Origin of the sequence: Dyadobacter pollutisoli, assembly GCF_026625565.1 — a bacterium.
In the GTDB taxonomy this organism is placed as follows: domain Bacteria; phylum Bacteroidota; class Bacteroidia; order Cytophagales; family Spirosomataceae; genus Dyadobacter; species Dyadobacter pollutisoli.
In genome coordinates this window covers 236847-262275 of record NZ_CP112998.1, presented here as the reverse complement: position 1 = coordinate 262275, position 25429 = coordinate 236847, and the positions used below count along the sequence as shown (strand labels likewise).

The 25429-nt window shown below is 47.2% G+C and carries 24 protein-coding genes; 18 read left to right on the top strand and 6 right to left on the bottom strand.

The annotated features are described in order from the left end of the window. Window positions 1-2 precede the first annotated feature (2 nt). Window positions 3-1184 carry an acetyltransferase domain-containing protein gene (locus ON006_RS01195; RefSeq protein ID WP_244823284.1) on the bottom strand — a complete coding sequence of 394 codons (1182 nt, stop codon included), beginning with the start codon at window positions 1182-1184 and terminating at the stop codon, window positions 3-5. Between the two features lie 103 nt (window positions 1185-1287). Here ON006_RS01195 and ON006_RS01190 point away from each other — a divergent pair, with 103 nt between their 5' ends. After that, window positions 1288-1701 (top strand): GNAT family N-acetyltransferase, encoded by a 414-nt coding sequence (locus ON006_RS01190; protein WP_244823283.1) that lies wholly within the window; start codon window positions 1288-1290, stop codon window positions 1699-1701. A gap of 21 nt (window positions 1702-1722) precedes the next feature. On the opposite strand, the gene ON006_RS01185 is transcribed toward ON006_RS01190, so the two are convergent. Beyond that, entirely contained in the window at window positions 1723-2373 is a 651-nt protein-coding gene (locus tag ON006_RS01185) for an SDR family NAD(P)-dependent oxidoreductase (protein ID WP_244823282.1), read from the bottom strand. 168 nt (window positions 2374-2541) lie between these two features. Between ON006_RS01185 and ON006_RS01180 the strand changes: the two genes are divergently transcribed. The 8 genes from ON006_RS01180 (at window position 2542) to ON006_RS01145 (ending at window position 8322) form a co-directional block, all read left to right on the top strand. After that, window positions 2542-2997 carry a response regulator transcription factor gene (locus tag ON006_RS01180; protein ID WP_244823281.1) on the top strand — a complete coding sequence of 152 codons (456 nt, stop codon included), beginning with the start codon at window positions 2542-2544 and terminating at the stop codon, window positions 2995-2997. 83 nt (window positions 2998-3080) lie between these two features. Then, on the top strand, window positions 3081-3389 hold the full coding sequence (locus ON006_RS01175) for a hypothetical protein (RefSeq protein ID WP_244823280.1): 309 nt from the start codon (window positions 3081-3083) through the stop codon (window positions 3387-3389). 169 nt (window positions 3390-3558) lie between these two features. Beyond that, window positions 3559-3957, top strand: a complete 399-nt coding sequence (locus ON006_RS01170; RefSeq protein ID WP_244823279.1) for a response regulator — start codon at window positions 3559-3561, stop codon at window positions 3955-3957. A 131-nt stretch (window positions 3958-4088) separates the two neighbouring features. Beyond that, the gene (gene kaiC, locus ON006_RS01165) at window positions 4089-5792 is read left to right on the top strand and encodes a circadian clock protein KaiC (RefSeq protein WP_244823278.1); all 1704 of its coding nucleotides are present in this window, start codon (window positions 4089-4091) and stop codon (window positions 5790-5792) included. A 26-nt stretch (window positions 5793-5818) separates the two neighbouring features. Next, window positions 5819-6118: a circadian clock KaiB family protein gene (locus ON006_RS01160; RefSeq protein ID WP_244823277.1), complete on the top strand. Its 300-nt coding sequence runs from the start codon at window positions 5819-5821 to the stop codon at window positions 6116-6118. Continuing rightward, window positions 6115-6441: a circadian clock KaiB family protein gene (locus ON006_RS01155; protein WP_244823276.1), complete on the top strand. Its 327-nt coding sequence runs from the start codon at window positions 6115-6117 to the stop codon at window positions 6439-6441. The genes ON006_RS01160 and ON006_RS01155 overlap by 4 nt, the downstream gene beginning before the upstream one ends. Next, the gene (locus tag ON006_RS01150; RefSeq protein WP_244823275.1) at window positions 6441-7709 is read left to right on the top strand and encodes a PAS domain-containing sensor histidine kinase; all 1269 of its coding nucleotides are present in this window, start codon (window positions 6441-6443) and stop codon (window positions 7707-7709) included. Before ON006_RS01155 ends, ON006_RS01150 begins: the two co-directional genes overlap by 1 nt. A gap of 100 nt (window positions 7710-7809) precedes the next feature. Next, the gene (locus tag ON006_RS01145; protein ID WP_244823274.1) at window positions 7810-8322 is read left to right on the top strand and encodes an anthrone oxygenase family protein; all 513 of its coding nucleotides are present in this window, start codon (window positions 7810-7812) and stop codon (window positions 8320-8322) included. A gap of 2 nt (window positions 8323-8324) precedes the next feature. On the opposite strand, the gene ON006_RS01140 is transcribed toward ON006_RS01145, so the two are convergent. The 3 genes from ON006_RS01140 to ON006_RS01130 form a co-directional block, all read right to left on the bottom strand. Then, entirely contained in the window at window positions 8325-10016 is a 1692-nt protein-coding gene (locus ON006_RS01140) for a GH39 family glycosyl hydrolase (RefSeq protein ID WP_244823273.1), read from the bottom strand. A 338-nt stretch (window positions 10017-10354) separates the two neighbouring features. After that, window positions 10355-12028 carry an arylsulfatase gene (locus ON006_RS01135; protein WP_244823272.1) on the bottom strand — a complete coding sequence of 558 codons (1674 nt, stop codon included), beginning with the start codon at window positions 12026-12028 and terminating at the stop codon, window positions 10355-10357. Window positions 12029-12218: 190 nt separating this feature from the next. Further along, window positions 12219-13022, bottom strand: coding sequence for an OmpA family protein (locus ON006_RS01130; RefSeq protein WP_244823271.1), 804 nt, complete (start codon window positions 13020-13022; stop codon window positions 12219-12221). 155 nt (window positions 13023-13177) lie between these two features. Between ON006_RS01130 and ON006_RS01125 the strand changes: the two genes are divergently transcribed. From ON006_RS01125 to ON006_RS01085, 9 genes are all read left to right on the top strand, one after another. Beyond that, window positions 13178-13648 carry a Crp/Fnr family transcriptional regulator gene (locus ON006_RS01125; RefSeq protein WP_310590212.1) on the top strand — a complete coding sequence of 157 codons (471 nt, stop codon included), beginning with the start codon at window positions 13178-13180 and terminating at the stop codon, window positions 13646-13648. A gap of 62 nt (window positions 13649-13710) precedes the next feature. Beyond that, entirely contained in the window at window positions 13711-14181 is a 471-nt protein-coding gene (locus tag ON006_RS01120) for a DoxX family protein (RefSeq protein ID WP_244823270.1), read from the top strand. A gap of 149 nt (window positions 14182-14330) precedes the next feature. Further along, window positions 14331-15020: a hypothetical protein gene (locus tag ON006_RS01115; RefSeq protein ID WP_244823269.1), complete on the top strand. Its 690-nt coding sequence runs from the start codon at window positions 14331-14333 to the stop codon at window positions 15018-15020. 176 nt (window positions 15021-15196) lie between these two features. Further along, complete coding sequence (locus ON006_RS01110; RefSeq protein WP_244823268.1) at window positions 15197-15784, top strand: RNA polymerase sigma factor; 588 nt, start codon at window positions 15197-15199, stop codon at window positions 15782-15784. A 55-nt stretch (window positions 15785-15839) separates the two neighbouring features. Further along, entirely contained in the window at window positions 15840-16949 is a 1110-nt protein-coding gene (locus ON006_RS01105) for a FecR family protein (RefSeq protein WP_244823267.1), read from the top strand. 157 nt (window positions 16950-17106) lie between these two features. Then, entirely contained in the window at window positions 17107-20427 is a 3321-nt protein-coding gene (locus ON006_RS01100) for a TonB-dependent receptor (RefSeq protein WP_267609942.1), read from the top strand. 12 nt (window positions 20428-20439) lie between these two features. Further along, window positions 20440-22143 (top strand): RagB/SusD family nutrient uptake outer membrane protein, encoded by a 1704-nt coding sequence (locus ON006_RS01095; RefSeq protein ID WP_244823265.1) that lies wholly within the window; start codon window positions 20440-20442, stop codon window positions 22141-22143. A 38-nt stretch (window positions 22144-22181) separates the two neighbouring features. Beyond that, window positions 22182-23444: a polysaccharide pyruvyl transferase family protein gene (locus ON006_RS01090; RefSeq protein WP_244823264.1), complete on the top strand. Its 1263-nt coding sequence runs from the start codon at window positions 22182-22184 to the stop codon at window positions 23442-23444. A gap of 50 nt (window positions 23445-23494) precedes the next feature. Then, entirely contained in the window at window positions 23495-24772 is a 1278-nt protein-coding gene (locus tag ON006_RS01085) for a polysaccharide pyruvyl transferase family protein (RefSeq protein WP_244823263.1), read from the top strand. A 21-nt stretch (window positions 24773-24793) separates the two neighbouring features. Here ON006_RS01085 and ON006_RS01080 read toward each other — a convergent pair whose 3' ends face one another. Further along, the gene (locus tag ON006_RS01080; RefSeq protein ID WP_244823262.1) at window positions 24794-25414 is read right to left on the bottom strand and encodes a TetR/AcrR family transcriptional regulator; all 621 of its coding nucleotides are present in this window, start codon (window positions 25412-25414) and stop codon (window positions 24794-24796) included. Between the last annotated feature and the right edge of the window lie 15 nt (window positions 25415-25429).

Here is a 25429-nt window from a genome sequence, read left to right as displayed (position 1 = left end):
GGTCAAATGTATTTCAACCACTTTTGTTCAGGATGGCTTCTTTTATATCCGGCATACCACCGGCAGGCGGCAAAAAGCAAGACTACGTCGACAGCAAACACCAGATACAGCAGCGGCAGGCTCCATCTGTACTCCTCGGGCATTTGAGTAAACGGTGCGCTTTGGTACCATTCCTGGTGAACAGCCCCGTAAAGGATCACATTGACCACAAAAGCCGTCAAATGAATGAGCAGGATATGCAGCAGATAAAAGAACATTGGTACCTGCCCGATCACTTTGAGCAAACCCGACAACTTCCCACCCGCTTTTTCGGCCCATGGTATCAGCGCGATCAGTGGACCGAGTGTCATGAGCAGGTACAGTTGTGAAGCAGGATATTTCCTTTGATTCAAAAGCTGAAAAATGAATGGCGGTGTTTCGGCATCAACCGGTTGCCGGGAAATAAATATGCTTGCTATCACCAGAAAGAGCGCAATCGCGGACAGGCCGATACCCAGACAAATCTTACGCCTGCGCGCGGGGCCCAGCAGCAGAATCGACCCGAAACCATAACCCGCGGCCATTACGCCTATCCACGGAACAATGACATACAGTATTGAAATCCCCGGCCAGGTTTCAAACCCTGATTTATATATCAGCTCCCAAAAGCGGCCGAATGATTGTTGCGAAGACTCGGAAACGAGATGAGGTATTTTGGCAAAAAGATCCTGAAAAACGATAATTGCCAGCCCAATGATGCCGGTAGTCATTGGACGCAACCATATAAACGCAGCCATCAGGACCATGCACCAGCCCAGCATCCATATCACGCCAAGCAACACAAACTCGGAATAGTCCACGCTGAAAGTCCAGAAAATACGGATCACTGTCAATTCCAGCAGTACCAGCAAAAGTCCGCGTGTGACGAGGTACCGAGCCAGCATTCCTTTGTTTCCGAGCCTGATACCGTAGAGGAAAATGCTTGTTCCCGCAAAAAAAGCGAAACCGGGTGCGCAGTAGTGTGTGATCCAGCGCGTGAAAAATATGCCTGGCGATGGGCCTCCGGGTGGAAGTCCAGAATACACCCGAACGTGGTCGATCACCATTAAAACCATGATCAGCCCGCGTAAAATATCAATGGATTGTATCCTTGCCTGGCCGGATATCTTTCCATCCGGGCCTGCGGCGAAACCAATACCTGACATTGCTGTAAAGTTTTAAATCATGAGAAAATAAAACGGTTGGAATTACCTTTGCAAAAAGGTTAAATAAAGGTGTAGTTAATCATTTTTTCATATAAATAAAAGAATGAATTCCATTGAAATCCAAAAAGTAAATGCTGGTGAAACATTATCTATCAGGCATTTGGTACTATGGCCCGGCAAATCCGCCGACTTCGTGAAAGTGCCCGAAGACGAGTTGGGGTTTCATTTTGGTTTGTATGTAAATGCCCGGCTGGTTTCAGTCATTTCTCTGTTTGCAGACGGAGCCAGTATGCGGTTCAGGAAATTTGCCACGCTTCCCCAATTTCAGGGAAAAGGACTGGGTTCGCAGTTGCTGGAACATTCCATAGAATTTGCACGACAAAAACAGTTTCAGAGAATGTGGTGCGACGCCCGTACCGACGCATTTGGGTTTTACGAACGCTTTGGCTTCTCCAAATTCTCTGAGGCGTTTTTCAAAGAGGATATCGAGTATTATAGAATTGAGAAGGTGCTTTAAAAGCCACCTCGTGCGCTGAGGTTACTTTTCATTTTCCACACAAGCCTGGGAAACATTGTAAAGCAGGCGTTGCACAATGTCCGCTGCCTCTTCCGAAAGTTGAGCTTCTGAAAGCGTCATGCCGTAATCGTCAACCGCTTTTTGCAACGTACAGCTACTGATCCCGACGCCGGAATCCTGCAATTCCGAATTGAGATAATCTGAAAAACGCATATTGAAAACAACCAGGGCCTGCTCCCAGGCAGTCGCGGGAGTTTCGGAACACCACAGATCCAGTATATATGCCTGGCCGTGCAGCGTCAGATTGGGCAATAGCTGATGGGTATATAATGTACCGGTGGCGTAATTGGTTTTCAACTTCTTTTCGAGATTGAAAATGTCATAGTCAACCAGTTTTTGGTCAAAACCTGTTTCCGTGTAATTAACCAGCATATCAACCTCAAAGTAGGTATTAATATGCTCGGCTACTGCCATAATGCTGCGGGTATCTGTATCGTCGGCTTCAAAACAATGTACCTGTACTTCACTGTGCTCCAATATTTGATCTCTACGCGCTTCGAGGACTGAGATCTGTTTACCGAGCAGTATCAAATGTCTTTTTTGTTTTGCCAGTTGTATGGCGAATGTGTGGCCCCAGATCGTGTCTGCGCCTCTGATAACGGAAAAATTCATAAATGTTCGGTATTTCAGTGAAATAATCCCTGGTTGGTTTAGGTAAAAGCCGTGTTGAGTTGTCGTGTGATTGAAGTGCAAAGAAAAGTCCGATTATCGTGAGAAGAAATACTGATTTATCATTGGGTCAAATAAAAGACCGGCATTTGGGTAAAAGCCGTGAAATTCATGATGACGCTTCCGGCCCAATCGCGGCGGCAGTTCAAAATGGTTACGGAATACAGGATCATGGGTGGCCAGAACTGGTACATTCAGGTTACTGAGTCGCACCAGGTGCTGGAACTGGATGCCTCGGGCAACATCTGGCTTTCGCTGGGGATTATCGATGTGTCGCCCAACCAGACAGATTTTATGAAGGTGAAATTCCAGATCATTAACTTTCAAACCGGAGAGCTCATTCAGCTGCCGAAGAGCGACGAACCCGAACTTATCCACTTGACATTCAAGGAAAAAGAAATACTGGAAATGATCGGCGACGGAAAACTGAGTAAGGAAATCTCTTCCCAACTGGAAATAAGCGTGCATACCGTGAACACCCACCGGCAGCGCATTCTCGAAAAACTGGAAGTGAATAACTCCATTGAGGCCCTGTACAGCGCCAAACGCCTGGGACTGATCGCATGACGGGCACGACCGATTTACCTTTGGTACATTTTTTTAATAATCCATTGGTGACATATTTTTCGATAACTCTAACCTTCGAGATTATGAAAATGGAAAATGAAAAACATTCGGTCATCTCGTTAAGTGATGAAAGTTTCAAACACTACCTCATTGAACGTTACGCTGACACCCAGGACGAAGCAGCGGGAAAGGAATGGCAGGAAGGTTCTCAGGTGATAGTATCGCCCGAAAACTGGATCAGGCTTTTTAATAAAGCAAAGGCGGACCTAGCAAAAAAAGGAGGCAGTGTTACCGGTTATGAGCTCGTCAATAATGTTCTGCTGAGCCACGATGGCATTCATGCACACTGGCCGATGAACTGGATGTGGGTGCTGCAGTTCTCACACGATTAATTTTATTTGTAACGCAACATTTAGGTAACAGGAACGTAGGCAAGGATTTTGTCTTAAAGTTTTTCCATTTACCTTTACAAATCCGACCGGTCGGCTGATGGTTTTTGAACTTTCAATTAGCCGTTCCGCCGACTTGTAACGATGCTAATCTTATAATTTAATCCATTGAATGAACCCTGTTAAAACTATTTACTTGGTAGACGACGATCAGGATGATAGATTTTTTATAAAGGAAGCCATTCAGGGTGCAGATACCAACCTACAAATTGTGGAAGTTGAGAATGGTCTGGACCTTCTGGAATTAATTCAAAGCAAGAAAACGCCGCAAGCATCCCTCATTCTTTTGGATATGAACATGCCCAAGATGAATGGCCTGGAAACTGTCTCGGCCATTCGCACCTTCCCGGCACTTTCGGGCATTCCGGTCATTATGATATCTACTTCTTCCAATGCCGCTCTCATCGCCACCGCCTACGAAGCAGGTGTGAGCAGTTTTCTGACCAAGCCAAGCACTTTTGAGGAATTCAACATGCTGGCGAAGGAAATTATTGTGAATTTTCTGGACTGATCAGGTCAACATATCCACAAAATCTGGCTTTTTCCGGGCTTGCCCGGTTCTCATTTTGGACTGGTTTTTGATGGTATGGTTTTTGCGTATAAGGGTTTTTTTAACCTAAAGCGTAAACTAGTACTGCATCAATGAGCAGCATTCCCTCAAACTCAGAACTTCCATCCTTGCACAAGTCTTGCACGGGAATAAAAGGACTGGATGAAATTACAAACGGAGGATTACCCAAGGGGCGACCTACCCTCATTTGTGGTTCCGCAGGTTGTGGAAAAACACTTTTTTCACTTGAATTCCTGATCCATGGCGCGATGGTCTACAACGAGCCGGGCGTTTTTATGGCTTTCGAAGAAAAGGCCGAAGAACTCACAGTCAATGTGGCTTCGCTGGGCTTTGACCTCAATCAACTTCAAAAAGACCAACTGATCAAACTTGATCACGTTCACATCGAACGCAGTGAAATAGAAGAAACCGGAGAGTACGATCTCGAAGGTCTGTTTATCAGACTGGGACATACTATTGATACTCTCGGAGCCAAACGCGTGGTGCTGGACACGATTGAAAACCTGTTTTCAGGCCTGAATAATCAGGGTATTATCAGGGCGGAGCTCAGAAGGCTGTTTGATTGGCTAAAAGAAAAAAAGGTCACGACCATTATTACCGGCGAGAAAGGCGAAGGCTCGCTCACCCGGCATGGCCTGGAGGAATATGTATCAGACTGTGTGATCCTGCTGGATCATCGGGTTACCAACAAAATTTCCACCCGTCTGCTCCGCATTATCAAATATCGCGGATCATTCCACGGTACCAATGAATACCCCTTTCTTATTGACCAGAACGGCATTTCCGTCTTGCCAGTGACATCGCTCACCTTATCACACGAAGTGTCGAGCGAGCGTATTTCTACCGGGATCCCAGGTCTGGACCAAATGTTAGGTGGCAAGGGGATCTTCAAAGGCAGCAGCGTGCTGGTGTCGGGTACGGCGGGCACCGGCAAAACCAGTATTGCCGGATATTTTGCTCACCAAACATGTAAGAGCGGCGGCCGCTGCATATACTTTTCATTTGAAGAGTCGCCCACGCAGATCATGCGCAACATGCTGTCCATCGGCATTGATCTGAGGCAATATGTAGATCAGGGGCTTTTGAAATTCAATGCTTCCCGCCCTACGCTCACGGGACTTGAAATGCACTTGCTCTCAGTCATTAAGCTTGTCAATGAATTCAAACCGTCCGTCATTATCCTCGACCCGATCACCAATCTTGGTATGGTGGGATCGGTAAGCGAGGTAAAAAATATGCTGATCCGGCTCATTGATTTTTTGCAGGAATCCGGCGTGACAGTGATGTTTACTGCGCTGGCTTTTAATGCTACCATATCCGAACAGACTGATGAAAGCATTTCTTCACTGGTGGACGCATGGTTCCTGGTGCGTGACATTGAGTTCAATGGGGAACGCAACAGGGGAATTTATGTAATGAAATCGCGAGGCATGAAACACTCCAATCAGGTACGCGAATTTGTGATATCCGATAATGGCCTGGATTTGGTAGATGTATTCCTGGGGCCTGAAGGCGTACTGACTGGCTCAGCACGGGAGGCACAGCAATTGATGGAAAAAACAGGGGTGGCGTTACGCGATCACGCCGTTTCTCGGAAAGACCGGGAGATAGAAAGAAAAAGAATGGTCCTGGAATCCAAGATAGCTGGTTTGAAAGAAGATTTCGAATCGGTACGGGAAGAGTTGAACAAGACTTATATAGAAGAAGAATTAAAGAAAGAGGTTGCTGAAAAGAACCGTCAGGAAATCGCCAGAAACCGGGACGGAAAGCACTAGCATTCACCCCTCAAAATTAAAAATAAATGGAAACGACCACTGAAATATGGGAACTGCGATTGTACATAGCCGGAAAGACTGCCAAATCGGTAGCGGCATTGAGCAATCTGAAAAGATATTGTGAAGAGCACTTAAAGGATAAATATGTCATCGAAGTGATTGATTTGCTGGTACAGCCGCAATTGGCCGAGGGAGATCAAATTTTTGCGATTCCGACGCTGGTAAAAAAAGTACCAGAGCCAATCCGGAAAATAATAGGAGATCTGTCAAATGAAGAAAAGGTCCTGGTCGGGCTAAACATCCGCCCTGCGGCCATAGTAGAATGAACGAAACCAATGATATAGCTCTTTTTGGTGAGAGCCCGGAAAAACAGAAAGACTTTGTTTTACGCCTTTTCATTACCGGTGCGTCTGTTAATTCCAGCCGCGCCGTGAGCAACGTGCGCGACATTTGTGAAAAATACCTGGTGAACAATTACTCACTGGACATCATTGACGTTTATCAGCAGCATACCATAGCGGAAAATGAGCAGATCATCGCCCTGCCCTTGCTGATCAAGAGCTCGCCACTGCCCGAAAAACGTTTGATAGGAGACATGTCTGATACTAAAAAAGTACTCAAGGGTCTCGGAATAACAACTACTGCCTAATGATCACAACAAAGACATACGATCAGCTGTTAAAGGAAAATGAAAGTCTTCAGGAACAGCTCGAAGAGGCTACGGAGACTATTCATGCGATCCGTACCGGCCAGGTAGATGCCATTGTGGTGCAAGCGCCGGAGGGAGGCCATGAGCTTTATACCCTCAAAACTGCCGATCAGACTTACCGGGTTTTCATTGAAAAAATGAATGAAGGGGCCATTACGCTGAATGAGAAGGGCGTGATCCTTTATTGTAATTCAATGTTTGCATCCATGGTCAATATGCCTTTATCCAAAGTGGTGGGTAAGTGCTTTGACTACTTTATACCCGATATCCACAAAGAAATTTATTTTGATCTTTTCAAAAACGGCTGGATCGAAGACAGTAAGTCGGAACTGGGCATTCTCAGCGGCGACAGGCTTATTCCCTGCCAGCTTTCGGTCACTACATTGCAGCTGGACGAAGGCACATCATTAAGCCTCATTCTCACGGATCTTAGTTTTCAAAAGGAAGTGCAACAGCTGTTGAAACTCAATAATAAGCGGCTTGAAGAAATCAATGCCGAATTGGAAATCAGCAATCATGATCTTCAGCAGTTTGCTTCCATTGCATCCCACGACCTGCAGGAGCCGTTGCGTAAGATATTGATTTTCGCTACCATGCTCAGAAACAAACATTTGAGCGATTTCTCGGGCGACGGTCTCTCCTATCTTGATAAAATCATAGGATCATCGCAGCGAATGAGGACTATGATCTCGGATATCCTGACGTACTCGCGGCTATCGACGCACATTAACAATTTTACGCTGACGAATCTGTCGGAGATCGTCGGCGAAGTCCTGGAAGATTATGAAATCCTGATCCAGGAGAAAAAAGCGAATATTATTATCAGCGATTTGCCGGAGATCGAGGTAAACCGTGGCCAGATCAAACAGGTATTTCAAAACCTCATCAGCAATTCCATCAAATTTGCCAGGAAGGACAAAGCACCTGAAATCAGGATTTCCAGTCAGTTTGTCCCCGTTGCCGACAGTGGGCCGGACGCTTACCTGATTACCGTCCTGGACAATGGTATTGGCTTTGACACGTCCTATACCGATCGGATTTTCTCGCTTTTTGAACGCCTCAATACCAAAGACAAATATGAAGGGTCCGGGATAGGCCTGGCGATTACGAAGAAAATCATTGACAAACATAACGGCAGCATTTCCGCCAGGAGCAAAGAAGGCGAAGGGTCCAGCTTCATGATTACACTTCCTGCAAGGCAAAACTAGCCGTAAAGGCTTATTACTGCAATTGGCGGAAATGTACAATTATTCCCAATTTTCATTTTTCTATTTTACAAAATGTTCAACACAGGATATTTTATAAAATATGAATGCTTTAAACTTGGTATTACTCGCCACTGCCCTTGCCAGCGCACTGATCGCCGGCTTGTTTTACAGCTACTCTTGTTCCGTCAACCCCGGCCTGGGCCAGTTGTCGGATGTCAATTATTTGTCGGCGATGCAGTCGATCAACAAGGCGATCATTAATCCTATATTCTTTTTCAGCTTTATGGGAACATTGTTTTTGCTGCCGGTGAGCACTTATATGCATTATAGCAGTGGCTTTTCTTCCCGTTTTTACATTTTACTGGCAGCCACTATCATTTACGCAGTGGGCACATTCGGTGTAACCATGGTAGGGAATGTACCATTGAATGACGCACTCGAAAAATTCGATATCGCAGGAGCCTCGGCCCAGCAGCTAGCTACCTGGCGATCACAGTTTGAAAAACCGTGGAACAATCTGCATTTCATCAGAACTGTTGCTTCCGTGGTGTCTTTGATCCTCGTGCTTATCAGCTGCCTCCAAACCGTGTCGCCGACCAAACCGATCGACTGATTTTACCAATCCAGCTTCAACAACGAAACCGCCTGGCGGGGAAGGGCAATGGAAATTTTGGCTTTCCCCGACTTTGGTTTGAGCTGATACGACTTCCCGATGGTTTCCAGTTGTCCCGCTTTTTCCAGCGTGGCGATTTGTTTCGCGTCAGGATTTTGGGGAGAACCCATTTTTTTCCAAACCTCGTAAGAGTTGCTATGCTCCTGATCGATCCGGTATTCTGTTACCTTGACCGACGATGCGGATACATTACTGAATGTGATTTCAACCGGCTCGGCAGCACCTTGCTTGTCATCATCATGATAGTTCCAGACCATTACCGCAGCAGTTTTTTTATCTTTTGATGCCAATGCGCCGATATCCGTTCTCGCGCCGCGAATGCTCGAATCCAGTACCATTTGCAGCGGGTACATGCGTTCGCTTTTAACCTCCACGCGGTCACCGCTCATTTTGCCAAACATCCTGAAAACGTTCAGTACCGGCTTGTCCACACCATTGGTTGCCAGGTCGCGGAAGCCATAGAACCAGGGCTGGTTTTCAAACTCAAATGACCAGGAAACTGCGCCCAGGAAATTAACGCCATACAGGTCTTCCAACTGATATTTTCTCGCAAAAGTAGCCGCCGTGTAGCTCGAATACATCGTCCCGTTCCGGTAGGCATTGGATGGGTTGGTAGCCATTCCGCAAGCGGCGCAGCCTTCCGGGTCGGATTCTCCCACGATGAGCGGCAGGTTTTTGAACTGAGGATATGCCAGTACCGACTTAAAGCCCGTCTGAATGTCGCGCAGCTGCGGGCTCATGTTCATCCGCACCATGCCGTCCACCAGTTTGGGCGAACCTTTGGCATGAAACAAAACAGCATCCAGCGGCGCACCGATTTTGCCGGTGACGTAGTTGGTACCTTCGGCGCAATGTTTCAGAAACTCGGTCAACCATTTGGTACCGCCCGGGCTTGACGTTCCGGCAATGTTCAGCCCTCCTATTTTTGCAGTCGGCAATGCACGTTTGACTGCATCGGCGGAGTAATCGTATAATTTAAAAAACTCATCCATTGTACCTTTCCAGTATCCATTCGGTTCATTCCATACCTCCCAGTACCAGCTTTCCACTTCCTTTTGCCCATATCGCTCCACGCTGTGCTTTACCCAGGCATACACCAGAGCAGCCCATTTCTTGTAATCCTTGGGAGGGTATGCCCAGCCCGTCATGATCTTGCCGTAAGGATCGCCCGGTTTCCAGTCGTGCTGATATGGCTGCGGATGGGTCGACATCGCTTCCGGCATAAATCCGATCTGCGCCAGCGGCTTCATTCCTCTTTTTACATAAGTGTCAAAAATGCTGTCTACAATCGCCCAGTTGTAAACCGGGTTACCATTGCTGTCCTCGGTATAGGCATTGGTAGAACCCCATTTCAACGCAGCCGTGCCATCGCCCGTACATAGCAGGCAATGTGCGCGTACATACACGGGCACGGGACTCAAAGCAGCAATCTCGGTCAGCAATTTCTTACCGTCCTTCATGTAAGTATAGTTAGGTTCGTCGTACCCAAACCACGCCCAAACGGGCTTCATCGGTGCTATGGATTTTCCCAGATCAATTTCAATAGTAACCGGTTTACTTTGAGAGAAAACATTGGTGAAAGTGTAGACCGTTATACCAATCAGCAAAAAAGCGTTTTTGAATAATTTCTGCATTTGTATCTATGGTTTGAATTGGAACGTCATATTAAAAAAGCCAGCCATTTCGGGCAGGCTCCTTAAAAAACAACGTGCGCTGTGATTCTACCAGTGCGGCGGCATATTATTTCAGTAATTCCAATTCAATCGCCTTGATGTCGGCAAACCGGGCTCGTTGTATCTGTATCTTTGGTAACCTCACTGTACCATTGATCCAATGCTCCAAAGAACGTTTTGAACACCTCGGGTTGCGTCGTAGCAGAATTAGTCTGCTGGGTCGAATCTTTGAAAAAACCATACAAGCCGCTCTCTTAAAGCAAATAACGCCACTTTCTGACATGCTTCTTTTTATTTAATCACGGAATATCCCTTCGCATGCCGTTGGCCTGCCGTGGTACGGGGTCTCCGATCGGGTTGGCAGGTTTGATCTTGTCGTAGTCCACGACGCCGGTTTTATCAGCCCAGCGCACATAGTCAGCCGATAGCTCGTTAACAATGTCAGTTCGCGAGGCTGCCAGGTCGGTCGTTTCACCCCTGTCTTTTTCGAGATCGTATAGCTCCCATTTGTAGGAGGGATAGGTGGAAACAATTTTCCATTTTCCTTTTCGTACTGCGCGGTTACCTGCTCTTTCCCAGAATATGGGCTCTTCCCGGCCCACCTGCTCACTTTTACCAGTCAGTACCGGCACGAGGCTTTTTCCCGGGAGTACATGAATGTTGGTACCATTCCATGTTGCCGGATATTTGGCGTTGGCGAGCTCGTAGAATGTAGGCGCAAGGTCGATGAGGTGACCGGTGCCTTTCACAATGCTGTTGGCTTTGATCTGCTTTGGAAACCAGGCGATGAATGGCGCGCTGATTCCTCCTTCGTGCATGTTGTTTTTATAGTATGCATGCGGCGTGTTAGAGACGTACGCCCACGACTGGTCCTGGTAGCCGTAAGATCCGGCGGTTCCTATCGGGCCGGTATTGCGTGGCGGCTTGCGTCCCGACGAACCTGAATAACCGCCTTGTGCACCATTGTCGGAAATAAAGACTATCAATGTGTTATCATCTTTTTTCAACGCTTTCAACTTTTCGAGAAGCTTGCCAATGTTCTGATCAACGCGGTCAACCATGGCGGCGTAGATCTCCATTTTGGCTTCCCAAAGTTTCTTTTCATCGTAAGGAACGTTATCCCACAATGGTACCTGATTATCCCTGACGGCGATCGCCTGGTTTGGATCGGAAATACCCAATGCTTTCTGGCGGCGAATGCGCTCGGCCCTGAGCGAGTCCCAGCCTACGCTGTACCGGCCTTTGTACTTGGCAATGTCTTCGGGAAGTGCCTGTAACGGCCAGTGCGGCGCATTGAATGAGAGGTATAAAAAGAATGGTTTGGACGTTTTGCTTTGCTCATCCAGAAAGCTGATCGCGTGATCGGCGATTTCGTCGGTGAGGTATTTGTCCTTGGGCAATGTCGTCCTCTTGTTGTTTTCAACCAATGGAACGGGCGGCGCCTGCCCATATTGGCCGATATCAAAATAGTTGCTCGCCCCGCCGATAAAGCCGTAAAAACGGTCAAATCCGCGCTGGTTCGGCCATGCAAGGCTGTCGTCACCAACGTGCCACTTTCCGCTCAGCAGGGTGCTGTACCCGGCGCCGCGCAGCACCTCTCCAAATGTGAGCGATTCTTTATTGAGATATCCCTGATAAGGCGGCAAGCCGAGATTGACATTGAAATAACCAACCCCTGCCTTGTGCGGGTACTGGCCGGTAATGAGCGATGCACGCGTCGGGGCGCAGATGGAATTATTGTAAAATTCGCGGAAACGAATCCCTTCGGACGCCAGCTGGTCCAGGTTCGGGGTTTTGATCTCAGACCCATAAGCACCGATATCGGAGTATCCCAGGTCGTCGACCATGATCAGGATGATGTTCGGGCGTGTTTCGGGGACAGTCTTTTTTTGAGCAAAAACACTGGAAAAGCCGCTCAGTAGCAAGAAGGTAAATGTGGAGATTTGAAGAAAAAGCAGAGGAGAAACCACCATAGGATCAATGTAAGTTACCGGTTATAAATGTGAATTCATCGTCAATGAAATATCAGATGCTTTTTTAAATAGCTGTGCTGGTGGTAACAAAGCTATTAATCTATTAAATATATAGACAAAGTAAAATTATAGGCAACAGATAAACAAATCTTTTGTATTGATTTTTTAAAAACGGGTAAATTACCACTCGTTATTCCTCAGTCACAATGATTTCCACACGCCGGTTTCGTCTGCGGTTTTCCTCACAGTCGTTTGGCGCAGCGGGTACATTGCTGCCAAAACCTTTGCCTGAGATCCTGCCCGCAGCTATGTGGTGGTCTACCAGGTATTGCTTCACCACTTTCACCCGCTCATTGGAAAGGCTCATATTCTTTCCCGCATCACCTTCGCTGTCGGTATGCCCTGCCAGCCTGATGCTGATCTCTGGGTTCTCTGCCAAATGCTCCACAAGCCGGTCCAGCTCGGGTTTCGAGGCTGTGAGGATAATGGCCCTGCTTCTTTTGAAATGCAGTACCGATCTGACTTCCTCGGTCAGAATGCGTCTGGAACCGGTTGGGGTACGATTGGACACCAGCATTGCGTTGGCGGCTGATGCTGCTTCTGATTTGGGGGTGAGATAAAAAACCTCCCTTGCACCCATTTTATTAGCCGTAATGGATTCGATCAGCAGTTCGTAGCCGTCGGCAAAAATGGAGATGATGCTGGTGTCATTCACGGGGATCTTGAATTTATACACGCCGTTTTCAAATGTTGGAATGATCTGTTTACCGGGCTTTTGACCCGTAACAATCAGCGTAGAAATGACTGGTTTTAATGTATTTTTATCCAAAACCCTTACTGAAACCCTTTTCTTCGTAACCGTAGGAGGCTGGGGCGGCTGCACCACCGACAATGCTGCCTGTGGACCAGCATGACGTTCATTGATCAGGCTCTGGCACAGTGCTTTATCCCAAATTGCAAAAAATAATATGGCGAATGCAGCGAAGATCTTCATTCAAAAATCGGTTTGAATAGCCCAGTAACGCATTAACCTATAAGGAACTTTAATATAAATAGAATTAGAGATAATATTAGATTTACTGTAAATTTTTTTGATATGCAGGCAATCCGCGACTACTTTGAAGCCATCACCCCTCTGTCCGACGATGAATGGAATGCATTTTCTTCGAAGCTCTCGCGGCCGAAGGCTATCTTTCGTTCATTGAAGAAGGTATGGCCCGTTTTTTTCTTTCCAAAAAGGAGGAAGAACTCACATTTGACTTCGCATTTGCAGGTGAATTTCTGAGTGGTTATAGTTCTTTTATCACCCAATCGCCTGCCAGTTTTAATGTCCAGGCATTGGCCAAAACCACATTATGGCGGATCAGTTATCCGGATTTGCAGACGATTTATGCCACTACGAGCGTCGGGAACCGCATTGGCAGGTACGCGGCTGAGCAGCTGTTTTTGACCAAAGCCCGCCGCGAAATGGATTTTTTGACGCAGAGCGCCGAGGAGCGGTATTTGAACCTTTTCAAAGAACAAACCCGGCTCATTCAGCTGATTCCTGGCAGGTACCTGGCATCTTACATTGGTATTACGCCGCAAGCACTGAGCCGCATCCGTAAGCGAATTTATTAACCCGGGTTCATTTTTCGGGAATACATATCGGCCGACCTTTGTAAGAAAAAAAAGAAAGCGTTATGCCCGAAATTATTTTAATACTCGTCTTCGTGATCGCTTTGCTGGTCATCAAAAAAACAAGGGGAACTTATGAAGTCGCACTGGCCGCACGGATCGGAATGGCAGCTATGCTGGTCGTCACAGGAATTGCACACTTCGCATTCACCAAAGGAATGGCCATGATGCTGCCGGAATTCATCGGTCAGCGGGAACTGATCATCTACGCGACGGGAATAGTGGAATTTGCCGCAGCCGCCGGGCTACTCTTACCCAAATTCCGGGTGCTTACGGGCTGGTTGCTGATTTTGTTTTTTGTACTACTCCTCCCAGCCAACATTTACGCCGCCCAAAACCATATCAATCTTCAAACCGCCAGCCATGATGGTAACGGGCCGGGTTATCTATGGTTCAGGATACCATTGCAAGTGTTCTTCATTGCCTGGGTTTATTTGTCTGCGGTGAAAAGTGAGAAAGTACCTGTTCGCGGCTAGTTATTTTTCATAGCCAGGTTTGGTAAAGCAGAGTCGAAACAAATTATCAATACAAAAAATGATATACAAAAGGTTACTTGTGAAAATATTTAGTATACTCACATTATATTTGGGTTACATTATCATCACTAATAACCTTATACTGAGACATGAAGCAACTGTTACGACTTTACTATTTGACAATGGCCAATGTACTGATTGGCCAGTTTGCATTGGCACAGAAAAGCCCGTGGGAAGTAGGTATCAGCGTTGGCTATGGCCAGGATCACTTTAACCGGAAATATTATGACACAGAGCTATGGCCTGGAACTGTCACCAACTTTAAATCGATTAATTCCTGGAACGCTTCCATCTGGGTTGAGAAGTCGTTGAACCAACGTTTCTCAGTTCTTGCGAGACTGAAATATCTCAACAATAAAATGGAAGAAAATGCACTCTGCCTGTGCAATTTTAACGGATCGTATATTTTTGGCGAGAATGAGAGATACCACTGGGGTTCGGTTGGAACGGGACTTAGATGGTACATCAATCCACAGTCGCAGGTAAAGTTCTTTACAGAAGGTCTGGTGCAGGTAGATTACTTTGTGGCGTACATGCGCGAAGTAAATTATACGAAAGAAATCCAATACAATGCGCTGGACCATCAGCGGGTAGTACCCACGTTTGCCCTGGCAACCGGCTTCAAATGGAAGAGGTTTACTTTGTCCGCCGAATATGAGCGTAACATTGCCAGAACATTCATCCGCAGCAAAAAGGAATATGGAACCAAAACCGGCATTTTGCGCCAGGGTTTTAATGTAAAAGCAGGTTTTACGATTTTTAAGGGCGGTAACCTGTAATAAGTAGTTTTGGACATTGATCTAAACAGGTAAGTTGTGCAGGCCAGCGTGCCCCCGTCGCATTGGTTAGTTTTCGGGTCAAAAAAAATCGGACAGTAATACTGTGATGACGCACGGTAAATCTTGGGTTGCCGGTTGCTTTTAGACCACGGATAACATTTTTAATCAGTACAACATTGTCCCAGGTAACCGAACAAGAACTTTGGATCGCATTCCAGCACGGAGACGAGGAGGCTTACACTAAGCTTTATCGGCTGTATATCAAGGACATGTACCGGTATGGTTCCAGTCTGGTTACTACTTCGGAGGCTTTCGTGCTGGATTGCATTCACGACGTTTTTACTGAGCTGTGGGTGAAGCGTGAGAGGCTTTCTGTGCCTGACAATGTTAAATATTATTTGTTAAAAGCACTCAAAACCAGGGTCATGCATTTGTTGGAGCGTAAGGAAAGGGCATTCGCGCCGCTTTCAGAAGTGAACATCGAAATGTTTGAACCTACTGATCTTGAAATTCTGGAAGAACTGGAAGTGGCGACTTCCCGGCAGGAAAAATTGCGGATGCTGATTTCAAAATTACCCCACCGGCAGCAAGAGGCCATAAAACTGCGATTTATTGAAAACCTCAACTACAACCAGATCGGCGACATTCTGGAAATGAATACGCAATCTGCTAAAAATCTGGTATTTCGGGCTGTCGAAAAGCTTCGTGGCTGGATCGTGTTGCCTATTTATTCACTTTTTCTATATTTTTTTGGGTTAAACTGAGTACGTTTTTCTGAATTGGTCATCTATATGCAAATTCCAGAAAACGAGAAACCCATTGACTCCATCATTCGACCACTTTACGGTAGCTGACTTTCTGACCTGCGACGACTTCGTAAGCCACCAGCTCTCCCCTGACGAACGTACCAACGCGTTGTGGAACTCCTGGCTGGCAGGTAACCCGGCCAATGTGGATGAATGGACCCAGGCAGTACATTTGCTCGAATCCATCCGCATCGGGCTGCATCATTATGCCGCTACTGTGCTCTCGGAAGACACGATCAACGGACTGCTGCAAAGGATTAAGGAAACAAACAACATTGCGGAAACAACCCCATTCGTGGGACCGTTGAACCGTTTCAAATGGCTTGCTGCGGCATCGGTACTTGTGATTTGCGGATTATTTGCAGCGATGTGGCTAACCAGGCAGGACTCCAAAACTTACTACGCTAACCGGATTGCAGATCATAACGCGACCTATGTGGAAAAGGTCAATACTGGTAAAGAGGTCGAAAGTATCGTTTTGCCTGACAGCTCGGTCGTGGAGCTGGCACCGGGCAGCAAGCTGGCTTTTAGCAGTCAGTTTAACAAAGCCACCAGAGATGTGTTTTTGTCCGGAGAAGCCACTTTTGAGGTAACTAAAAATGCTCGTAAGCCCTTTCTGGTTTATGCGAATGAGGTGGTTACGAAGGTTTTGGGTACGAAATTCAAGGTACGTGCCTTCGACGATGAAAAGGATGTGCTGGTCAATGTTTCGTCGGGGCAAGTTTCCGTTTTCAGGGAAAAAGACCATTTGACGAATAAAGACGTGAATTTGTCAGCAAAGAATGGACTGCTGCTGCTACCGAACCAAAAGGCCGTCTTCTCACGCCAAACAGAGGAATTTAACAAAACCCTGGTCGAACAGCCTGCGATTATCGCAAAAGGTAAAGAGGTGTTCCAGTTTAATTACGACTCAGTACCTATTGCCAAAGTTTTTGAAGATCTGGAAAAATCCTACGGGATAGCGATTCGCTTTAATCGCGAGCAACTGAAAGAATGCGAGCTCAGTGCATCACTGAAAACGGAGACATTCGATGAAAAGCTGGAAGTGATTTGCAAGACGATCAATGCAGAATATCAGAAGTTTGACGGTCAGATCATTATCAATGGTGGCGGCTGCCAGTAATCTCAATTTTATAACCCTAGCCCACTCTCACCTATGAAAACAATACGACATCCTTAACTCCTTAACCTCCTTTTCAGTAGGATTTCACACCCGTGGCCACGTGCCGGGGTGGCGGAACCTGCATTGCCTGAACGCTAACCTGAATAATTGAACCAATATGAAAAAAACATTCACAACATATGTGGTAATATGTATGAAAATCACACTTTTACAAGCGTTGCTCGTGCTCACATTCGTACAGGTTTCCTGGGCACGGGAAGCTGCCGGACAGGAGCTTTTGAACCGGAGTATATCCATTACCGTTCGGGCAAAGAGCCTCAAATCGGTACTGCATTTGATTGAAGAAAAGGCTGAGATCAAATTCTCGTACAGCCCGCAGGTGGTTCCCATTCACAACCCGATCACATTGGATGCGGAGAACAGGAGCCTTGGTGAAGTGCTGGACATGATCCTGAAACCGATCGCCATCAAATATAGTGTGGCGGGACGGCAGATTATCTTGTCAAAACAGGGACCGGAGCCAAAATCCGGCAGCATTGCAGAGCCCGGGCGACCGGATTTTAAGGCTTCCCATCCTAATAATAAGGTAATAGGCGGAACCGTCAGCGACGAGACCGGCGCCGGATTACCGGGTGTGAGCATCGTACTGAAAGGCTCGCAAACGGGTACGGTAAGTGACGTTGAAGGACACTACTCGCTCGACATTCCCGACGGCCCCGCCTACCTGATCTTTTCGTTTGTCGGGTACCTGCCCCAAGAGATTGAAGTCGGTACGCGCACCAGCCTCGACGTCATATTAAGGCCCGACACCAAGGCTTTGGACGAAGTGGTGGTAGTAGGCTATGGCACGGCCAAGAAGAAGGATCTCACCGGTGCCGTGGCGAGTGTGAACATTGAAGATACTCGGTTACAGCCCAATACCAGTGCTTCGCAGATCCTGCGCGGCACGACTGCCGGCGTGCAGGTGACGGATAACGGCCGCCCCGGACAAGCGGGTACTATCAATATTCGCGGGATCAATTCGATATCTGCCAGTAACTCGCCGCTCATTGTTTTGGATGGTATTATTTACGCAGGCGGAAACCTTTCGGACATCAACCCGAATGATATCGAGTCAATGGATATATTGAAAGACGCGAGCTCCACGGCGATATATGGATCGCTGGCGGCAAACGGTGTGATCGAGATCACGACAAAAAAAGGGAAATCCGGCAAGCCTAAGTTTACATTCAATACCTACATTGGCTCGTCGAATTACGCTGTTTTGCCTCAATACCTGAATGCTGAGCAGTACCTGGCTGCCCGTAAGGATGCCGAACTGGCGGACGGAGGTATCGTTCCTTTTCAACCGGTAGAACTTGAAAATATTGCCGCAGGAAAATCAATCGAGCCTTTTGAAGAAATCAGGCAGAAGGCACCTATGTCGAATTACGAACTGAGCGTTTCGGGCAAAACGGACCGGGTGAATTACTATTTTTCAGGTGCGTACCTGAGGGCGAAATCCCCCGTGAAAGGCGACAATTTCAGCCGGATTTCCAGCCGGTTGAACCTGAGCGTGCAGGCTACTGACTGGTTGAAAATCGGGATCAATTCAGGTTTTTCCTCTCGGGATGATTCAGGCGTGCGGGCAGACCTGTCGGCGACTTCCTACCTGAGCCCGTATGCAAGCCTGTACCTGGCCGATGGCACTTCTCCCCGTCCATTGCCTCAGGACATTGGTTTGGTTGCTAACCCGCTGATCGGGAACCTGCTGAATACCAGGACGTCCATTACCAATGTATTATTTTCAAATGGCTATGCCGATTTTTCGATCTGGAAGGGGCTTTCGTACAAATTCAATGTGGGATACACCCGTACAGATTCGAAACTATTTACTTACAGCCCTGCCTATGAGCCATTGAACCGGCTGGGTTCGGGATCAAAGCGGCATGGTGAAAGCCAGAACATTACGCTCGAAAACATAGTAACCTACAAGCAGCAGATCTCCGCAAAACAAAACCTTGACCTGACATTACTTTACGGTGCTTATGAGCTGAAAAATCAGTTTTCATACTTGTCCAGTCAGAATATTTTCAATGATGCGCTCGGGTACAATGCCCTTGAAATTGGCGAGAGCTACAACATCGAGACCGGTGCTTCCAAAAACAGGCAGAGTTCCGGTATGGCCCGTCTCGGATACTCCATTGCCAGTAAGTACTTCGCTACCATCAGTATCAGGCGCGACGGTTACTCGGCATTTGGCGCTGGAAAAAAATATGGCGTGTTCCCGGCCGCAGCATTGAGCTGGAACATGAGTGAGGAGGCATTTTTACGCAACATTAAGCAAATCAATTTTCTCAAATTACGGGTTTCGTGGGGCAGAAATGGAAACCGTGGAGTGGATGAATATTCGTCCCTGAGCCAGATCGGGCAGAGTAACTATGTGTTTGGAGACGGAAGCGCCACCTCCGTCGGACTGAGCACTACTTCCCTGGCGAACCCTAACCTGAGCTGGGAAACTTCGGAGAGCTTCAATGTGGGTACCGACGTGCAGGCGTTTTCGAACCGGGTTACCATGTCATTGAATTTTTATGTTACTAATACTTACGACCTGCTGCTAAAACAAACCATTCCCAATACCAATGGTTTTGAAACCTATTTGAGAAATATTGGCGAAACTAAAAATCACGGGCTGGAAATTGATCTCAAAACCGTCAATATCATGAAAGGAGACTTCACCTGGAACACCAATCTGGCATTTTCATTCAACCGGAACAAGATCGTAAAGCTGACTGGCCGGGACCTGAACAATGATGAAAAAGAGGACGATGACATTGCCAGCGGCTGGTTTATAGGACATCCGCTGGGTACGAATTACGACTATGTATTTGACGGAATTTTTCAGGAAGGCGACGACCTGACTTTAATCCCGGGTGCGAAGGCGGGCGATATTCGGTTCAAGGATATCAGCGGTCCGGACGGTGTTCCCGATGGCAAGATCACTCCTGACGACAGAGCTGTGGTGAGCAATAACCAGGCCAAATTCAATCTGGGGCTGACGAATATATTCAGTTATAAAGGACTTAGTTTTTCAACGACATTCAATGTGCGACAAGGCGGTTACAGCCCTTTGTCCATGCTCAATCCGGGAACAAACTTTTACGATCAGGCGAATTTTCTGGATGTCCCCTACTGGACCAAGGCCAACCCAATCAATACACGTCCGAGGATAAACTACCGGAATCCATTGGGTTATGGTTTCTATGAAAGCCGGAGCTTCGTTCGTCTGCAGGATGTGTCCCTGGCCTATTATATCCCCGAAAAGATTTTGAAAAGGGTTCATATAGGCGCATTGCAGCTATATGTGAGCGCAAAAAACCTCGCTACCTGGACCGACTGGAGAGGCTGGGACCCTGAATTCGCGGAAGGCGACAGAAGTCCGAAAAATAGCGGGCCTTTGCTGAAGACATTCATTGCCGGCATTAATGTTTCGTTTTAAACCATTGAAATTATGAAAAGCAGATATATCAGTTTCTTTTTAACGGCATGGCTTCTGGGCTTCGCAACATCCTGCAAAGAATCCTATCTCGAAGAAATTCCGCTCGACAGGTTCAGTCCAGAAAACCTGCTGACCAATGCTGCCGGATACGACGCTGTGGTAGTCGCATTGTACGAGGGAGCCCGGCGGGAGCATACGGTTGGTTCCAATAATTTTGAATACATGACCGTGGGTACCGACCAAACGCAATGGGGCCGGAATGATTCGCGTGGTAATAAGGATTATAGTTTGCTGAATTCAAATCTGGACGCCGCTATCCTGTACTGGGACTGGGCATTCAAAGAAATGATCGTGAAAGCCAACCTCATTCTTGAAAATATTGACGACCCCAATTTAAAGATCGAGGAGCAGGCGCGGAACAACATTAAAGGTCAGGCTTTGTTTTTCAGGGGATATACTTACAATTTCCTGGCCAACATTTACGGCGGTGTACCTATTGTCAAAGATCGCATTATCGACCCAAAATTTGATTTTACCCGCAGTACCAGGGCCGAAGTGCTGGAATTTGCCGCGCAAGACCTGGAAACTGCTTCCCAGCTGCTGAAACTGGACGTAAAAGATGGCCGGATTCCCCGTGCAGCGGCATTTCACCTGCTGAGCGAAGTTTATATTTCGCTGGGAATGGAGAAAAAAGACCCGTCATTTTATGATAAATCCATTGCTGCGGCATCCAAAGTGATCAACAAGGAAGCAGGTGACTATGCCTTGATGACCCAGCGTTTCGGCCCTGCAAGCGCTCGGCCAGGGGATGTGTTTTCAGATATTTTTGCGGACGGACAAATCAATAAATCTTCGGGAAATAAGGAAGTAATGTGGGCCTGGCAGTTCGAAAACTTCACGCCAGGCGGAAGCACTTCTGCAACTCTCGCCAATAACAGTATCCGCTACTGGGGACCTGAATACGACAAGATCAAATCTCCGAACGGAAGCGCCAACCTGCCGTCCGACAGTCTCGGCCGAGGAATCGGTGTGAATTCCCCAACCAATTATGCCAAGTACGACATATGGAAGCTGGACCCGAACGATATGCGTAATTCGGGTTACAACATCAGGAGAACCTATTATTACAACAATCCTGCCGACAAGCAATATTATGGCAAACCCATTCTGACAAAACGAGGCGCGGATGGTGTGCTGTATTCGACCAAAAGTGATGGTACCATTACCAATATCCGGCTGGACACACTGCGGGAATACTATCCGTATTTCAGGAAGATCGAAGGCACACCATTTGGCAATAACAACCTTAGCGGCAATTCGGTGAAAGATTTCAGCCGGATGCGGGTGGCCGAAACGTATTTGCTGCGCGCTGAGGCATATTTACGAAAAGGAGATAGGACAATGGCTGCTGCCGATATCAATGTTGTCCGCGCCCGCGCCAAAGCGAAGCTCATCACCGCCGGTGACGTCAGCGAGGATTTTATCCTCGACGAAAGATCACGCGAGCTGATCGTGGAAGAACCCCGGTTGCGGACATTGATCCGTATGGGCAGGCTGGTGGACAGGGTGAGGAAGTATAACTCAGCACCTTCCGTTGCGAATGGTCCATCGTCGGGTGCTACCATTCAGGATTTTAACAGGTACTGGCCAATTCCACAAAAGGTCATTGACGCCAATGTGGGGGCCAATTTTGAACAAAACCCGGGCTATCCCTGATCTTTCCCACAGCTGCATTTAAACCACAAAAAAGAAAAATGATGCAATCCAGAAGAACGTTTTTGAAGCATAGCGCAGCATTAACAAGCATGATGTTCAGCCTGGACAGTCTTGGGCAGGGGCCTGCCAGCATCCTGCTGCGTTCTTCGTGGCAGGTCGAAAATATCGGGGACATTGGCCATACGCCCGGCGTGATCACACTGCTTGAACGATATTACCCGCAGGTAGAAGTGCGCCTGTGGCCGGTTGACATTGGCAAAGGCGTAGACGACATGCTGACCAAACGGTTTCCAAAATTAAAAATAATCACTGCTGACGCTGACGTCAAAAAAGCATTTGAAGAATGTGCATTTATGCTGCACGGCTCAGGCCCGAGCCTGGTGCGCGGCAAAGATCTGGCGGCATGGAGCCAGCAAACGGGTAAGCCTTACGGCATTTATGGTATCACATTTCCGGGCGTTTACGGCTTCCCAGATGATCGCTGGAAGTTCAAAGAAGACGATGTCAGCATCATTACCAATGCAAAATTTGCTTTGTTTCGCGACTCCGTATCACTTGAATTCGCAAAATCAAAAGGTGCCAGATCGCCCATTATGGAGTTCTGCCCTGACGGAGCTTTCGCGGTAGATTTGAAGGACGATGCAAAAGCAATGGCTTTTCTCAAAGAACATGATCTGAAAGACGGGCAGTTTGTTTGCGTCATTCCACAGCTTCGTTTCACGCCCTGGTGGGAGTTGCCCCGGAAAAATCAGCAGGTCAATCCCGCCAAGCAAGCGCGGAATGATGGGATGAAGGAACATGACAATGCACCTGTGCGTGAGGCCATTATCGCAGTTGTGAGGCAAACCAAACACAAGGTACTAATTGTACCGGAAAACGAAACGCAGATGAAAATAGGTAAGGAAATGCTTTACGATCCTTTGCCAGACGACGTGAAACAAAAAGTGATATTGCGAGCTGAATACTGGCTGACTGATGAAGCGATCAGTACTTATATCCGCTCGGCAGGACTTTTTGGAATAGAAATGCATTCGCCCATTATGTGTATCGGAAACGGTATTCCAGCCATTGTGTGCAGGTTTGAAGAACAGACGAGTAAAGGAGCAATGTGGCGGGACATTGGTTTAGGCGAGTGGCTCATCGATCTGGACAAGCAGAAAGATATCGACCGACTTGTGCCGACGGTGCTGGATATGCTCAACAACACTAAAAAGACCAAAGCGAGCGTGAGTAAGGCTATGGCTTTTGTCCAGAAACGGCAAAAAGAAACAATGCAGCTCATGCAGGGTTATCTCAGCTAATTTGCGGCCTGTATGAAACGGGCTTTTTTAATCACCATTAAAAATTGATCATGAATTCGCAATCGAGAAGAGATTTTATCAAAAAAACAGGGGTACTGACGGCTGCCGCCTGGATGTTTGACCATATGGTTTTTGCTAAATCAAACCCGACCATTCTGTTTGTTTCGGGCTGGCAGGACGTCAACATTGGCGATATTGCGCACACGCCGGGGCTGATAGCGCTCTTGAAAAAACGACTGCCCAAGTCGCGGCTAATACTTTGGAAAAAGAGTAAAAGTGAGCTGGCGGAGGGTATGCTCAAAAAGCATTATCCTGACCTGGAAATCATTCACGGGCAAGTCAATAAAGAAAAAGAGCCGCAGAGTGATGAGGTCAAAAAAGCTTTTGCGGAGGCAGATTTCTTCCTGCACGGCTCCGGCCCGTCGGTAGTGGCTGCGGATTATCTGGATAGCTGGCAAAGTCAGACGAAAAAGCCGTTCGGAATATTCGGAGTGACGATTCAGGACATTTCGCCGGACCTGAAAAGGATCATTCAAAACGCGTCCTTCATTTTTACAAGAGAAACTGCATCCATTCAAAAACTGAAAGAAGCTGGTCTGGAAGGCAAGCATATCGCATTCGCCCCTGATGCTACTTTTGCGATGGACATTCAGGATAAGCCCAAAGCGGCGCAGTTTATCAAGGATAATCAGCTGGTTGACAGGAAATTCATTTGCGTCATTCCGCGGCTCAGAAGAACGCCTTACTACAAAATCAGGCCCAATAATGCGGGATGGAGCGACGAGCGGATCAAAGAGGTGGACGAACTGAATGACAAATGGAAGGAACTGGACCACGCCAAGCTGCGTGAAGCCATGACGGCCTGGGTACGAAAAACGAAGGGCAAGATTGTAGTATGCCCCGAAATGACTTACCAGGTTGATATTATGGATGAGCTGCTCATCAACAAGCTGCCCGACGATGTAAAGCCGCACATTGTGAAGCATGCGTACTGGCTGCCCGACGAGGCGGCGTCGCTATATGCGAGGGCGCACGCGGTGCTGAGTTTCGAATGCCACTCCCCCATTATCGCCGCCGCCAATGGTACGCCGTGTTTTTATTTGCGACAACCGGAAGACACGATCAAAGGACAGATGTACTACGATCTTGGCCTGGCAGACTGGACATTTGAGATCGAACAGACAACCGCCAAACAAATCACGGACCGCCTGCTGGGCATCACCGATCATTACGAGGCCGCATTGAAACAGGTCGCTATGGCCAATGCGAAAGTAAAAGTCCGGTACGATGCTACATTCACGATCATGAATGACAAATTGAATGCATAGCAAGAACTGGGCTGAAAAACATCAGCCCAGTTCTTGTAAAAACAGCTCGATATCGTTCAGTCCCTTTTTGGTTGCATAGGATTTGAACAAATGTGCTTTCATGCGCAGATAGTGATTCATTTGACTTCCCAGATTCTGGCGTTTTTCTGTTAACACAGCTTCCGAAAGCCAGAATCTGTTTTGGAGGCTGTTACTGGAAATAATGAGCAGCTTATCGTCCTCCGAACTAAATTTCAGGTATTTGTTATCTTCTAAAAGCTGCATATCCCGGTACAATCCGGTGTAGCGGGCGTCCCTTATTCCCTCATATTTCTCTGCCATTTTCGAATTTTGCTCCATCAAATGGACCATACTTAAATGCAGGCACTGATATTTCAGTCCGTTTTTGAACAGGAGCTCACTCATTTTAAGAAAATCATATAGGCTTCCCACCGGAAAATCTTGGTGAATTTGTGAGTTAGATTCAGAATAGGTTTCGCTAAGCCTGAAAACCAGATCGTCCTTCGTCGGGAAATAGTAAGTCAAATTTCCGATCCGCATGCCCAGATCTGCGGCCAATTCACGCATTCCGGCGTACTCGATGCCTTTAAGGTTAAATATCTCTAATGCCCGTTTAATAATTTTCTCCTCCGTTGCATTCATTTCTTATGAGCGATA